Origin of the sequence: Pseudorhizobium flavum, assembly GCF_044142885.1 — a bacterium.
GTDB lineage: Bacteria > Pseudomonadota > Alphaproteobacteria > Rhizobiales > Rhizobiaceae > Neorhizobium > Neorhizobium flavum.
The window spans coordinates 386002-399029 of the sequence record NZ_JBIOKZ010000003.1; the positions used below are offsets into that span (position 1 = coordinate 386002).

General features: G+C 62.7%; 12 protein-coding genes. 5 read left to right on the top strand and 7 right to left on the bottom strand.

Annotation, left to right across the window (positions count from 1 at the left end):
• Positions 1–6 precede the first annotated feature (6 nt).
• Entirely contained in the window at positions 7–1182 is a 1176-nt protein-coding gene (locus ACEPP2_RS08730) for a multidrug effflux MFS transporter (protein ID WP_395516438.1), read from the bottom strand.
• 260 nt (positions 1183–1442) lie between these two features.
• Between ACEPP2_RS08730 and ACEPP2_RS08735 the strand changes: the two genes are divergently transcribed.
• The 4 genes from ACEPP2_RS08735 to ppa all read left to right on the top strand — a co-directional run bounded on the left by ACEPP2_RS08735 (position 1443) and on the right by ppa (position 6837).
• Positions 1443–3545 (top strand): M3 family metallopeptidase, encoded by a 2103-nt coding sequence (locus ACEPP2_RS08735; RefSeq protein WP_395516342.1) that lies wholly within the window; start codon positions 1443–1445, stop codon positions 3543–3545.
• 135 nt (positions 3546–3680) lie between these two features.
• Entirely contained in the window at positions 3681–5504 is a 1824-nt protein-coding gene (gene typA, locus ACEPP2_RS08740) for a translational GTPase TypA (RefSeq protein ID WP_395516343.1), read from the top strand.
• Positions 5505–5693: 189 nt separating this feature from the next.
• Positions 5694–6203, top strand: a complete 510-nt coding sequence (locus ACEPP2_RS08745) for a GNAT family N-acetyltransferase (protein ID WP_077549327.1) — start codon at positions 5694–5696, stop codon at positions 6201–6203.
• Between the two features lie 100 nt (positions 6204–6303).
• The gene (gene ppa, locus ACEPP2_RS08750; protein WP_077549328.1) at positions 6304–6837 is read left to right on the top strand and encodes an inorganic diphosphatase; all 534 of its coding nucleotides are present in this window, start codon (positions 6304–6306) and stop codon (positions 6835–6837) included.
• On the opposite strand, the gene ACEPP2_RS08755 is transcribed toward ppa, so the two are convergent.
• Positions 6838–7179, bottom strand: a complete 342-nt coding sequence (locus ACEPP2_RS08755; RefSeq protein ID WP_449619203.1) for a DUF167 domain-containing protein — start codon at positions 7177–7179, stop codon at positions 6838–6840. It lies immediately after the preceding gene.
• Positions 7149–7439, bottom strand: coding sequence for a YggT family protein (locus ACEPP2_RS08760; RefSeq protein WP_052640392.1), 291 nt, complete (start codon positions 7437–7439; stop codon positions 7149–7151). The genes ACEPP2_RS08755 and ACEPP2_RS08760 overlap by 31 nt, the downstream gene beginning before the upstream one ends.
• A gap of 132 nt (positions 7440–7571) precedes the next feature.
• Here ACEPP2_RS08760 and ACEPP2_RS08765 point away from each other — a divergent pair, with 132 nt between their 5' ends.
• Positions 7572–8807: an MFS transporter gene (locus tag ACEPP2_RS08765; protein ID WP_395516344.1), complete on the top strand. Its 1236-nt coding sequence runs from the start codon at positions 7572–7574 to the stop codon at positions 8805–8807.
• A 12-nt stretch (positions 8808–8819) separates the two neighbouring features.
• Here the strand turns inward: ACEPP2_RS08765 and ACEPP2_RS08770 are convergent, their stop codons facing one another.
• From ACEPP2_RS08770 to ACEPP2_RS08785, 4 genes are read right to left on the bottom strand one after another with little or no spacing between them, the layout of a single operon-like run.
• Entirely contained in the window at positions 8820–9602 is a 783-nt protein-coding gene (locus ACEPP2_RS08770; protein WP_395516345.1) for a glutamine amidotransferase, read from the bottom strand.
• Positions 9603–9622: 20 nt separating this feature from the next.
• Positions 9623–10087 carry a tellurite resistance TerB family protein gene (locus tag ACEPP2_RS08775; protein ID WP_077549332.1) on the bottom strand — a complete coding sequence of 155 codons (465 nt, stop codon included), beginning with the start codon at positions 10085–10087 and terminating at the stop codon, positions 9623–9625.
• Between the two features lie 11 nt (positions 10088–10098).
• Entirely contained in the window at positions 10099–11748 is a 1650-nt protein-coding gene (locus ACEPP2_RS08780) for a heme biosynthesis protein HemY (protein WP_395516346.1), read from the bottom strand.
• 11 nt (positions 11749–11759) lie between these two features.
• The gene (locus ACEPP2_RS08785; RefSeq protein WP_395516347.1) at positions 11760–13013 is read right to left on the bottom strand and encodes a mitofilin family membrane protein; all 1254 of its coding nucleotides are present in this window, start codon (positions 13011–13013) and stop codon (positions 11760–11762) included.
• Positions 13014–13028: the final 15 nt, after the last annotated feature.

Genomic DNA, 13028 nt, shown 5'->3' on the forward strand with positions numbered 1-13028 from the left:
GTTTCTTCACGTCCGCCGGTCGAGCGCCAGGTATGCGAGATAGCTGCCGACGGCCATGAACTCCATGAACGGGATGACTGTACCAAAGGCAAGCAATGGTGCGCCGATCATTGCCGCAGCCAGCCCGCCGAGGAAACCGCAGCTCATCTGGATGAAACCCATCATTGCCGAGGCGGAGCCTGCGATATGCGGGAAGGGCGCCATGCCGACCGTGATGATATGCGGGCTGACGAAGGCGATGCCGAAGGTGCAGATGCCGACCGGGATCATGATGGACAGGAAGCTCGGTGGGAGCAGCGCAACAGAGAGAGCCATGACGATCCCGCCCGTGGCGGAGAAGCAGAGGCCGATGACGACGGCGCGATGGCCCGAGATGTGATGCGAGACCTTGCGCAACGCAATCGAGCCGGCGAGGTAGGAGCCCGTCTGCACCAGCATGCCGAGCCCGAACTCTGTCGGCGTCAGGCCGACATCACCGATCAGCACGAAGGGCAGCATGGTGGATTGCGCATAGAGTGCACCGATGGAGCCGCCGATGACGAGGGAGGCGAGCGTGAAACGAGGGTTCGAAAGTACCTCGGCGTAGCCTTTGAACAGCCGCGCGGGGCGGAGTCGCGTGCGATCGGGGATCGTGGTTTCGCGCAGGAACAGAACGACGCTGCCGATCGAGATCACCCCGAAGCCGAGCATCAGCAGGAAGACCGATTTCCAGCCGAAGGCGGCGAGCGACAGGCCGCCCAGCGTCGGGCCGAGCGCCGGAGCCACCGTCAGCATGATGGCGATGAGGTTCATGATGCTCGCCGCTTCCTTGCCGACGAACTGGTCGCGCACTACTGCCCGGGCCACCGTAATGCCGACAGAGGCGCCGATGCCCTGGATCAGGCGACCTGCAAGGATCAGGTCGATGCTTGGCGCCATGGCGGCAAGTACTGACCCGGCCAGATAGATCAGCAGGAAACTGATGGTCGACGCCTTGCGGCCGAATGCATCGGATGCCGGGCCTGCCAGCAGTTGGGCCACCGCAAAACCCGCGAAATATAGCGAGAGCGACATCTTGATCGCGCCTTCCGTGGTGGAGAAAGCGTCGACCAGTTCCGGCATGGCCGGGGTGTAGATCGCCATCGAAACCGGTCCAAGGGCTGTCAGCAGGGCACCGAGCAATGCAGTCCGGCGCGGCGTCATGGTGGAGGCGGGTTGGGGATTGTCGGCTTTCATCGCGGGCCAGTTTCGGCAAGACAGGTTGCTGCCGGTGGGTGATGTGGTCCAGGGTCCGCCGCATGGGCGGCATCCGGGGAAGGGGGCAGAGATACTCCCTTTCCCCCTTCAGGCAAGAGCAGGGGCAAATTAGTTAGCGTGAGAATTGCGCTTGGCAGCTTGCATGGATCGTCTAGCTTCCCAGATAGATCGGTGACGGCCTTATCGCCAGGCGACCGAAGATCATCATGAAGGAATTCCGCATGCCGCAGCTTCACATCAATCCCGCCCTGATCGACTGGACCGGGCACGAAGGCCTGCCGCGCTTCGACCTTGTGAAGGACGAGGATTTCGCAGGCGCGTTCAATGCGGCGATGGCGAAGCATGATGCCGAAATCAACGACATCGCTTCCGATCCGCGTGAGCCGACGATGGAGAATACCATCGTTGCGCTTGAGATCGCCGGTGATGAGTTGTCGCGTATCTCGGCGCTGTTCTGGAACAAGGCCGGCGCCCATACCAACGATGTGATCCAGGCGCTGGAGCGGGAGATCGCGCCGAAGATGTCGCGGCATTATTCGAAGATCGCGATGAATGAGGCGCTGTTCAAACGCGTTGATACCCTTTGGGAGAAGCGGGAAAGCCTCGGCCTGACTGTCGAGGAGGAGCGGGTTCTCGAGCGGCACTGGAAGGGTTTTGTTCGTACGGGTGCCAGGTTGCCCAAGCCGGAACAGGAGCGGCTTGCGGCGATCAACGAGAAGCTCGCGGGTCTTGGAGCGAGGTTCGGGCAGAACGTGCTGGCGGATGAGAAGAGCTGGCAACTTCATCTTTCCGGCGAAGCCGAATTCGCCGGCCTTCCGGCCTTCCTCCGCGATGCCATGGCCTCGGCTGCGCGTGACCGTGGCCACGAGGACGGCTACGTCGTGACGCTGTCGCGCTCGATCATCGAGCCCTTCCTGACCTTTTCGGAATGCAGGGATCTGCGTGAGCAGGCGTTCAAGGCATGGACCGCGCGCGGTGCGAATGGCGGTGAGACGGACAACCTTGCGATCGTCAAGGAGACGCTTGCCCTGCGGGTCGAGCGCGCCAAGCTGTTGGGCTATGACAGCTTCGCCGCGTTCAAGCTCGACAATACCATGGCGAAGACGCCGGAGGCGGTGAACGACCTGCTGATGGCTGTCTGGGAAAAGGCCCGGAACCGTGCACTGGAAGAGGAAGCGAGCCTTGCCGGTCTTATCGCGGAAGAGGGCGGCAACCACGAGGTGATGCCCTGGGACTGGCGGTTTTACGCCGAGAAGCTGCGCCACCGCACGTTTAATTTCTCCGAATCCGAGCTCAAACCCTACCTCCAGCTCGAACAGATCATTGAGGCCTGCTTCGATGTGGCCGAGCGGCTGTTCGGCATTCTCGCAGCCGAGGTGAAGGGCGTGCCGGCCTATCATCCGGACGTGCGTGTGTTCGAGATCCGAGACGAGGAGGGTGCGCTGAAGGCTCTGTTCCTCGGCGACTACTTTGCCCGGTCGTCCAAGCGGTCCGGCGCCTGGATGAGCTCCTTCCAGTCGCAGCACAGGCTGCCGCTGAAGAACGGCAAGAAGGGCGAGATTCCGATCATCTACAATGTCTGCAACTTTGCGAAGCCCGCAGCCGGCCGGCCGGCGCTCCTGTCGCTCGACGATGCTCGCACGCTGTTCCACGAGTTCGGACATGCGCTGCACGGCATGCTTTCGAACGTGACCTATCCTTCGGTCGCCGGAACCGGCGTGGCACGAGACTTTGTAGAGCTGCCGTCGCAGCTCTACGAGCACTGGCTGACGGTGCCGGAAATTCTGGAGAAGTATGCGGTCCACTACGAGACCGGCGAGCCGATGCCGAAGGAATTGCTCGAGAAGGTTCTGGCGGCGCGCACCTTCAATGCCGGTTTTGCCACCGTCGAATTCACGTCTTCGGCCCTGGTCGACATGGCCTTCCATACGCGCGCCGAGGTAGGCGATCCCATGCAGGTCCAGGCCGAGGTTCTGGGCAGGATCGGCATGCCGCAGTCCATCGTGATGCGCCACGCCACGCCGCATTTCCAGCACGTCTTCTCGGGCGACGGCTATTCGGCCGGATACTATTCCTACATGTGGTCGGAAGTGCTTGATGCGGATGCGTTTGCGGCGTTCGAGGAGGCGGGCGATGCCTTCGATCCGGTCATGGCGCGCAAGCTGAAGAACAATATCTACTCGGTCGGCGGATCGGTCGATCCCGAAGATGCCTACAAGGCCTTTCGCGGCAAGCTGCCGGACCCGCAAGCCATGCTTCGCAAGAAGGGGCTCGCGATGGTGGAAGAACTCTCCGGCAGCGACGCCTGACGCAAGTGCATGACTGCTGTTCCGGAAGAATAGGGGGTCCCCTCTTTCGCATTTGCGAAAAACGAGGTATGAGGCGCCAACGAAATTGGCGCTCTCCTCCCATAAGTAGCGCCCCCCAACTCAGAGATATACTATATGGCAATCCGCAACATCGCGATTATCGCGCACGTTGACCATGGAAAGACGACGCTTGTTGACGAGCTGCTGAAGCAGTCGGGCACCTTCCGAGAGAACCAGCGCGTCATGGAACGCGTCATGGATTCCAACGACATCGAGAAAGAGCGCGGTATCACGATCCTTGCGAAGGCAACTTCCATCGATTGGAAGGGTCACCGCATCAACATCGTCGACACCCCCGGCCACGCCGACTTCGGCGGTGAAGTCGAGCGTATCCTTTCGATGGTGGATGGCGCCATTGTTCTGGTCGACAGCTCCGAAGGCCCGATGCCGCAGACCAAGTTCGTGGTCTCCAAGGCCCTCAAAGTCGGCCTGAAGCCGATCGTCGCCATCAACAAGATCGACCGTCCGGATGGCCGCCACGAGGAAGTGCTGAACGAGGTCTTCGACCTCTTCGCCAATCTTGACGCGACCGACGAGCAGCTCGACTTCCCGATCCTCTACGGTTCGGGCCGCAATGGCTGGATGAACGTCAATCCGGAAGGCCCGCAGGACGAAGGCATGGCGCCCCTGCTCGACCTCGTTCTTCGGCACGTGCCTGAGCCGAAGGTCGAGGAAGGCCCGTTCCGGATGATCGGTACCATCCTCGAAGCCAACAACTTCCTGGGCCGCATCATCACCGGCCGTATCGCCTCGGGCTCGATCAAGCCGAACCAGGCGGTAAAAGTCCTCGGCCAGGACGGCCGGCTTATCGAACAGGGCCGTATCTCCAAGATTCTCGCCTTCCGCGGTATCGAGCGGCAGCCGATCGAGGAAGCGCATGCTGGCGACATCGTCGCCATTGCAGGGCTCTCGAAGGGTACCGTTGCCGACACCTTCTGCGATCCGTCCGTTACGGAGCCGATGGCGGCACAGCCGATCGACCCGCCGACCGTGACCATGTCCTTCATCGTCAATGATAGCCCGCTTGCCGGTACCGAAGGCGACAAGGTGACGAGCCGCGTCATCCGTGATCGCCTGTACAAGGAAGCGGAAGGCAATGTCGCGCTGAAGATCGAGGAGTCGGCCGATAAGGACTCCTTCTATGTCTCCGGACGTGGTGAGCTTCAGCTTGCGGTGCTGATCGAAAACATGCGCCGCGAGGGCTTCGAGCTTGCCGTGTCGCGTCCGCGCGTCGTCATGCACAAGGACGAAGCGACTGGCCAGATGATGGAGCCGGTCGAGGAAGTCGTCATCGACGTGGACGAGGAGCATTCCGGCGTCGTCGTCCAGAAAATGTCGGAGCGCAAGGCCGAGATGGTCGAGCTTCGTCCGTCGGGCGGCAACCGCGTTCGCCTGCGCTTCTATGCCCCGACCCGCGGCCTGATCGGCTACCAGTCGGAACTCCTGACCGACACCCGTGGCACCGCCGTCATGAACCGGCTGTTCCACGAGTACCAGCCGTACAAGGGCGAGATCGGTGGTCGTGTGAACGGCGTGCTGCTCTCCAATGAATCCGGCGAAGCCGTTGCCTATGCGCTGTTCAACCTCGAGGACCGCGGCCCGATGATCATCGATGCCGGCGAGAAGGTCTACGAAGGCATGATCATCGGCATCCACAGCCGTGATAATGATCTCGACGTGAACGTGCTGAAGGGCAAGAAGCTCACCAACATCCGCGCCGCCGGCAAGGACGACGCGGTGAAGCTCACGCCGCCGATCAAGTTCACGCTGGAGCGCGCTCTTTCGTGGATTCAGGACGACGAGTTGGTGGAGGTGACGCCGAAGTCCATCCGGCTTCGCAAGCTCTATCTTGATCCGAACGATCGCAAGCGTTTCGAGAAGGCCAAACTGGCCGGCTAAGACATCGACCTTCGAGAACCCGGCGATCCGCCGGGTTTTCTTTTTGTGTCTTAATCCCGCACACCCTTGTTCCCATCGTAAAAAAAGCGTTAACTTCGTCTCGAAGGCGCCAGAACCAATGCTGGGGACAGCCGTTCTGACGCTTTATCATATCTCGCGAAGCCCGATGATCGGGTCCAGAGTGGCGTTATGAAGACGTTGTCGATCGATGTGCGGCGAGCGGAGCCGCAAGATGCGTGCGCGATAGCGGACACGCACCGCGTCTCGTGGAACCAGGCCTATGCTGGCCTCATTCCGCACAAGCCGCTGATCCAGATGCTGGAGCGCCGGGGCGAGGCCTGGTGGCGCAAGGCGACACGCGGGCCTGCGACACTTCTCGTGCTCGAAGTCGCCGGAACCATCGCGGGGTACGCTACAATCGGGCTGAACCGAGCAAAAGCGCTCCCCTACGACGGCGAGGTCTACGAGATCTACCTGCGCCCGGAATTCCAGGGAATAGGCCTCGGTCGCCGCCTGTTCGGTGAAAGCCGGCGGCTCCTCAAATCGCTGGGCTGCGACGGTCTGGTGGTCTGGTGCCTTGAAGACAGCGAACACGCCGCGCGCTTCTTCCGCCGTCATGGTGGGCTCGACATGGTGGAGGGCATGGAGGACTTCGGTGGGACCTCATTGCGCAAGATCGGGTTCGTCTGGCCGCGCTGACGAGGCGCGCGCAAGCGTTTCCTCACGACCAAAGCCTTGTTGCCTTGCAACATAATACCCAGTATCGAGGCGCATCGTCATACCTCACCCGGGGAGAAGAATGCGTATCGATGCAATTTCCGTAGGGAAGAACCCGCCTGATGACGTCAATGTCATCGTCGAAGTGCCAGTGGGCGGCCATCCCATCAAGTATGAAATGGACAAGGACGCCGGCGCACTGGTCGTCGATCGCTTCCTCTATACCCCGATGACCTATCCGGGGAACTACGGCTTCGTGCCCCATACGCTGTCCGAAGACGGTGACCCGATCGACGTTCTCATCTGCAACACGCGTCCGCTCGTTCCCGGGTGCGTCATCAACGTTCGCCCCGTCGGCGTGATGATCATGGAAGACGATGGCGGCAAGGACGAGAAGATCATCGCCGTCCCCGTGCCGAAGCTGACCCGCCGCTACGACAAGATCGAAAACTACAGCGACCTGCCGGACATCACCCTCAAGCAGATCGAACACTTCTTCGAACACTACAAGGATCTGGAGCCCGGCAAGTGGGTCAAGATCGGTGGCTGGCATGACGTTTCGGTCGCCAAGCAGCTGATCGTAGAGGCGATCGAGCGCTACCAGGCCAAGAAATAATCAGGACCCGATCAGGGTCTTCAACCGTGATGCCAAATCCTCCGGGTCGCCATCGATCCGGAGGATTTTCTTTCGGGCGGTTTCGCCACTGAGGATTGAGAAGGAACTTTTCGGCAGACGAAGCGATTTGGCGAGCAGTTCGACCAGCGCCCTGTTGGCCTTGCCGCCTTCGGCAACAGCGGATACGCGAGCCTTGAGGAAGACCGTTCCGTCATCGGCTGTTTCTGCGCCGTCTATGCTGTTGCGTCCACCGGCCGGCGTCAGCCTGACCGAGAGGCGGAGATGGTCGCCATGCCGGCTGTAGGGCAGGTTCAAGCCACCATTGGGTAGATGCTCGTCCATAGCAGCGAACGCAGGAAGAAGATGAGCAGCAGGACGATGATCGGCGAGATGTCTATACCACCCAAATCCGGCATGACGCGGCGGATCGGACGCAGCACCGGTTCCGTCACGTTATAAAGGAAGGTGCCGATGGCGTTGACGAACTGGTTGCTGGAATTGATGACGTTGAAGGCATAGAGCCAGGAGAAGATGGCGCTGCCAATCAAGATCCAGGTATAGAGGTTCAAGGCCAGGTCAATCGTCTGAAACAGCGCGAGCATTCAGGTCTCCATTTCGAGTTGACAGACATGTAGACATTGGGGGACTAACGAGCAAGTGCCGCGCCGGCGGGGCAGCCGAATCATGTTTAACGGGTGTCCGGACAGTGCTCACCTCTGGAAAGCCTCATCGCAATGTCCGCTTCAATACCTGGTGACCGGTTCGCAGCCTTTCGGCATGCATCCTATGCCCGCTTCTTCACCGCCCGCTTCCTTGCCGCCTTCGCCATCCAGATCATCAGTGTCTCGGTTGGCTGGCAGATGTATGACGGGACCGGCAGTGCACTCTACCTCGGGCTGATCGGCCTGTTCCAGTTCCTGCCCTCGCTGCTGTTGATCCTGGTGACGGGCTCCGTCGCAGATCGTTATAACAGACGCGCTATTGTCGCCATCTGTCTCGCGGTGGGGGCTGCCTGTGCCCTTGCCCTTCTCTTTCTCACCAATGCCGGTCTCTTCATCCCGTGGGTGGTCTTCCTGATCCTTACTGTCTTCGGCATAGAGCGCGCCTTCATGGGGCCGGCGGTGCAGTCGCTGGCGCCTAACCTTGTGCCGGAGCGGGATCTCGCCAACGCCATCGCCTGGAACTCGTCCTCCTGGCAGACCGCATCCATTGTCGGGCCGGTGGCCGGTGGCCTTCTCTACGGCCTCAGTGCGGCCGTCGCCTATTCTGTCGCATTCGGAATGATGGTTCTGGCGGTGATCCTCGTGATCCTGATCCCGAAGCCGGCGCAGCGGACGGGATCGAAGACGGTGAGCTGGAGCGAGATCCTCGCCGGCTTCCACTTCATCAGCCGCGAGAAGGTGGTACTCGGCGCCATCTCGCTCGACCTCTTCGCGGTGCTGCTCGGGGGGGCCGTGGCACTGATGCCGATCTTCGCGCGTGACATCCTGGTGCTCGGTCCCTGGGGGCTGGGACTGCTGCGTGCGGCACCGGGTATCGGAGCCGTCGCCGTCGCCCTCTGGCTTGCCTTCTACCCCATCCGGAGCCATGCCGGCACGGCAATGTTCATCGGCGTTGCCCTGTTCGGTGCCGGGACGATCGTGTTCGGCCTGTCGCAGACGGCATGGCTGTCAATCGCGGCACTCATGCTGATGGGCGCGTCCGACATGATCTCGGTCTACGTCCGCGAAACGCTGATCGTGCTCTGGACGCCGGACGAGGTGCGTGGGCGGGTCAATGCCGTGAACATGGTGTTCGTCGGCGCATCGAACGAACTCGGCGAGTTCCGCGCCGGCACCATGGCCTCCGTCATTGGCGCCGTACCCGCCGTCGTCCTCGGCGGGGCCGGTACGCTTGCCGTGGCGTGGATCTGGGCCATGAAGTTTCCCCAGTTGCGCCGGATCGACAGCCTGGACGCACCGGATCGCTAGGGCTTCAGCTGTTCATCCGGCAGTGACGCGGGTAGAAGCCCCCGTCCTGACCACCTCTCTCGCGATTGTCGACGCTGCATCGCGTTCAAAGATCAGATCGAGGAAGTGCCAGAGCCACTGCCGGAGCGGCGCATCAAAGATCATCCGCCCCTCGAGATGCTCGCTGCCCTTCTGCGCATTCGGCATGATGAAGCGGTGCTCGCCGCGCACCACCCAGCGCTGCATCATGGCGCGCGTCAGTTCGGCGTGAAACTGCACGCCCCACGCATTGTCGCCATAGCGGATCGCCTGGTTGGGATAGGCATCGCCTTCCGCAAGGCGCTGGGCACCGTGGGGCAGGCTGAAACCTTCCCTATGGAAATGATAGACCATCTGCGGCCAGTGCGGCATGAGCAGCCGGCCATGCTCCGTCGCCCGGAGAGGATACCAGCCGATTTCGGTCAAGTCGTTCTTGTGTGCCGCGACCGTTCCCCCGAGATGGCGAACCATCATCTGCGCGCCGAGGCAGATGCCGAGGAAAGGCTTGTTTTCCTTCAGCGGCACTCCGATCCAGTCCGTTTCCTTGTGGATGTACGGTTCGGGATCATTGGCGCTCATCGGGCCGCCGAAGATGACGGCGCCGGAATGCCCCGCAAGTGTCTCCGGCAGCGGATCACCGAGGACGGGCCGGCGGATGTCGAGCGGAAAACCCTTCTCGACCAGCATCTGCCCAACGCGGCCCGACGAGGAATTCTCCTGGTGCAACACGACCAGTACCGGAAGCTTCCGCTGCGCACCGGGTGGCTTGCTGGGCATGGACGGCCTGCTCTTGGGCATCATGCCTCGGGCTCGGATCGCGCCTCTGCCCCCTGGCGCTGCAGGACGCGATCGCGGGGGGATACGCCGAGCAGGTCGGCGATCCGCCAAATCACGTGGTCCTCCATCTCGCTTCGCTTGCCATCGGCGTGAACGAGGTCCCAAAGCACGCCCAGGAGCTCGACGCGCTGGTCGGGGTCGAGGTGCCGGCCGAGGTCGGAGGTGAAGCGGTAGTAGTCCACCGCCTCCTGCCCTGCGTCACGCCCGGCATGCATCAGTTCGGTCAGTTGCTCTTCGGTGAGGTCGTAGCGCTCCCGGAGCAGGTCGCGGAGGTGCCGTTGCTCCTCGTCCGAGACGGTTCCGTCTGCTTCCATGACCTGGAAACAGAGGCCTGCAAATGCGACGCGCGGGTCCCCCGGCGCGAATGCGCGCTCCGGTTCACGTGCAGCAAGATTCTGGATGAAGGCCTGGAAGCGTTCGAACATCGGCCGGCCTCTCAGAACAGCCGGAGGCGATTGGCGGGGTGGGAAGATGCAGAGGGATCCTTGACGCCTGGATCATCCGGCGGTCGGCCGAAGAACGGGTCGGGCTCCGCCTCTTCCTTCCTTGCCGGCGGCGCCTTCTGTTCCGCGCCTGCAGCAAGCGGGATGACGCGGTTCTTGTCGCGCTTGTTGTCCGTCGCGGTATTGGCAGGCGCGGGCGCCGTTTCAGGCTCTGCAGGCGCTGCGGGTGTCACGTCCAGCATCGTGTCCGATTGCTTCTGCTCGGGTTCCGGCTCGGGCTCGCGCTCCGAGGTTACCGGCGGCAGTTCCGCAATTGCCTTGCCGGCGAGATCGCCTTCCTCGACAGGACCCTCGAGTTGCCCAAAGGGCACTTTCCACTCGAACGCATCGATGCGGCCGGAAACGGGCGACATCGGCAGCCAGTGCTCGGATACGAGACCGTCGGCCACCCACGCTGGGTCGCGCGGAGCCCGAAGCGCCTGTGCCATCCAGTGGCGGATGCGGCCCTGATCTCCGGTATCAGCTTCCTCGATGTCGGCCAGCAGCAGATAGATACTTTCCCGGGGACTCATGCGGGAAGCCGCTTCGGCTTTCTCCCGGGCCCGCTTCAGCTCCCGCGCATCGAGGGCCGCTTCGGCGACGGCGACCAGGGATTCAACATTGTTGGGACGCGCCGCTTCCAGCTTCTCGGCCCGCTTCAGGCGGTCGACCGCACTGTCACCGCTTCTGGCCCGGACATAGGTTCTGGCAATCTCCGGATGCGGCGATACCTTCCACACCCCTTCAAGCACGGATGCGGCGCGGCGGATATTGTCTTCGCGCAGATAGGCCTTGGCCGCGATGATGGCGGCGGGAACCAGATCCTTGGCTAGCTTCAGCGCCGCCAGAGCGTCGTCGCGGGCGCCCCTGGGGTCGGCTTCCAGCCGCTCGCCGGCCTTTGCGGTCAGGAGGACGGCCTTCCAGCGATCCGCCTGCTTCCGGTCGATGACATTGGCGATGCGCTGCTGTTCCAGCAGGCGGATGGCTTCGTCCCACCGGCCTTCCCGACAGCGGGTTTCCAGCGTCGCCTCTGCCGCCCAAGGGAGATAGGGCGCGTGTTCAGCGGCGCGTTCAGCATATTGCCGTGCCGCTCCGTCGGCTCCGGCACGGCGCGCTTCAACGTAAAGTCCGCGGAGGCCAAGCTCGCGCGTCTCCGGGTCTTCGGCCATACGTTCGAAGCGCCGGCGCGCATCGTCGTGGCGCCCCTCGATCAACGCAGCCTGGGCGTCTAGGAGGTGGAGCAGCGGCTCCTGGTCGGCCCGCAGCAGGCCCTGTGCGCGCAGGCTCATCTTGCGAGCAAGAATGGCATTGCCGGCGCCTGCGGCGATCAAGCCGGTGGAGAGGGCCTGGTAGCCTCTGTCACGCTTGCGGGCGCGGAAAAAACGACGCACGGAATGGGGAGAAGTCCAGATCAGTTGAACCAGCCACCAGAGGATCATCACCGCCGCAATCAAGGCGGCGACGCCGGTCGCCGCGACCATCAGGCTCGTTTCGATCAGGTACTCCTGCCAGGTGATCGCAATCAGGCCAGGGCGGTCCGCCAGCCAGGCGAAGCCCCAGCCGAGGGCGAGGACGACAATGATGAACGCTAACAATCTGATCATTCTGCCATTCCTCAGTTCTGTGCGCCGGTTTCGCTGACGGCGCGGGTCAGAGCATCGCCAATAAGCCCGTTCACGGCAATGCGTGCATCCAGCGCCTGCTTGAAGTCCGCGGAGGCGTCCTTGGCCTCTTGCGGCAGGGCGTCCCATTCGGTTGCCGCAGCCGCAAGGTTGCCCGACTGAAGTGCATTCTCGATCCGGGAGACGATGGCTTCCGGGTCGTCACCCTGTGCATCACCGGTGCGGCGCACCTTGACGACGGACAGGGCGCTGGACATCAGACGGCTGGTTATGCCCTGGTCTTCCTGTGGCGCGGAAACGGCATCCAGGATCGCCTCCCTTGCCGAGGCGAACTGTTCCACCAACTGAGCGTGGGTGGGAACGCCATCCTCGGCATAGGGGCGAAGCTGGTCTGCGACCTGGGGATCGGGCGAGACGGCGGCGAAGGTGTCGAGTTCGCCGGCAAACGCGCCGCCACGGTCGATGGCAGCCTTCAGGGCGGCAGCAGCAATGGCGCGTGCCGCGGCTTCCTCCGCTCCCGGTTCATTCAGCTTTGCCTCGGCTGTGTCGAGACGACCCTGCAACTCATCCAGGCGCGCGGAATTCTCCGATGCAGTCCCCTGGGAAGCCTTCTGGACCGACTGCAATTGCTGCTCCAGCGAGGCAAGTCTTCCCTCGATCCCGCTGTCGTCGGCGCGTTGCGCGACTGCCGTCTCGAGGGCGTCCAGACGAGAAGCGAGTTCCGGATCGGGAGCCGGTGCAGGAGCTGAAGCCGGCGCCTGACGAAGGGCTTCGACTTCCTGGCGCAGTGCCTGAATATCCGCGCTCGAATTCTGCGGCGGTGCAGCGGCGGGGAGGTAGCCGGCATATTGCATGCTGCCAGCGAGGGCGAGCGCGACGATGCCACCGAAAATACCGGCTGCGACAAGTGTGGAAGCAGACGGGCCCGAGGATCGCGCCGGCGGTGCGGGCTCTTCCTGCTGGGCCATGGTATCCTCCGGCGCGGCTATCGGCTCCGGCTGGGGTTCCGTCGGCATAGGATCCGGCGAGGTCTCTGCGTCAGCATTCTCCGATTGTGGCGGCAGGGAGCCTGCTGCGCTTTCTGCCGTCGGTTTCTCCTCGAAGGAAGTCTCAGGCGAAGTGTCTGTCCCGTTGTCGGAATCGTTGCTGCGCACGGGCTCGGCGACCGATGCCTCCTCCGCCGTCAGGTCGATCGTGGTCGGTTCTTTCTTAGCCTTCGGGCGGCGGTTCGGCTTTTCCGGTTCCATCAAGACCTCGTTCTG

Bases quoted from the DNA above. Each gene is read 5' to 3' on its own strand.
- ACEPP2_RS08730 (WP_395516438.1), bottom strand. From the start codon at position 1,182: ATGACGCCGCGCCGGACTGCATTGCTCGGTGCCCTGCTGACAGCCCTT.
- ACEPP2_RS08735 (WP_395516342.1), top strand. From the start codon at position 1,443: ATGAAGGAATTCCGCATGCCGCAGCTTCACATCAATCCCGCCCTGATC.
- typA (WP_395516343.1), top strand. From the start codon at position 3,681: ATGGCAATCCGCAACATCGCGATTATCGCGCACGTTGACCATGGAAAG.
- ACEPP2_RS08745 (WP_077549327.1), top strand. From the start codon at position 5,694: ATGAAGACGTTGTCGATCGATGTGCGGCGAGCGGAGCCGCAAGATGCG.
- ppa (WP_077549328.1), top strand. From the start codon at position 6,304: ATGCGTATCGATGCAATTTCCGTAGGGAAGAACCCGCCTGATGACGTC.
- ACEPP2_RS08755 (WP_449619203.1), bottom strand. From the start codon at position 7,179: ATGGACGAGCATCTACCCAATGGTGGCTTGAACCTGCCCTACAGCCGG.
- ACEPP2_RS08760 (WP_052640392.1), bottom strand. From the start codon at position 7,439: ATGCTCGCGCTGTTTCAGACGATTGACCTGGCCTTGAACCTCTATACC.
- ACEPP2_RS08765 (WP_395516344.1), top strand. From the start codon at position 7,572: ATGTCCGCTTCAATACCTGGTGACCGGTTCGCAGCCTTTCGGCATGCA.
- ACEPP2_RS08770 (WP_395516345.1), bottom strand. From the start codon at position 9,602: ATGCCCAGCAAGCCACCCGGTGCGCAGCGGAAGCTTCCGGTACTGGTC.
- ACEPP2_RS08775 (WP_077549332.1), bottom strand. From the start codon at position 10,087: ATGTTCGAACGCTTCCAGGCCTTCATCCAGAATCTTGCTGCACGTGAA.
- ACEPP2_RS08780 (WP_395516346.1), bottom strand. From the start codon at position 11,748: ATGATCAGATTGTTAGCGTTCATCATTGTCGTCCTCGCCCTCGGCTGG.
- ACEPP2_RS08785 (WP_395516347.1), bottom strand. From the start codon at position 13,013: ATGGAACCGGAAAAGCCGAACCGCCGCCCGAAGGCTAAGAAAGAACCG.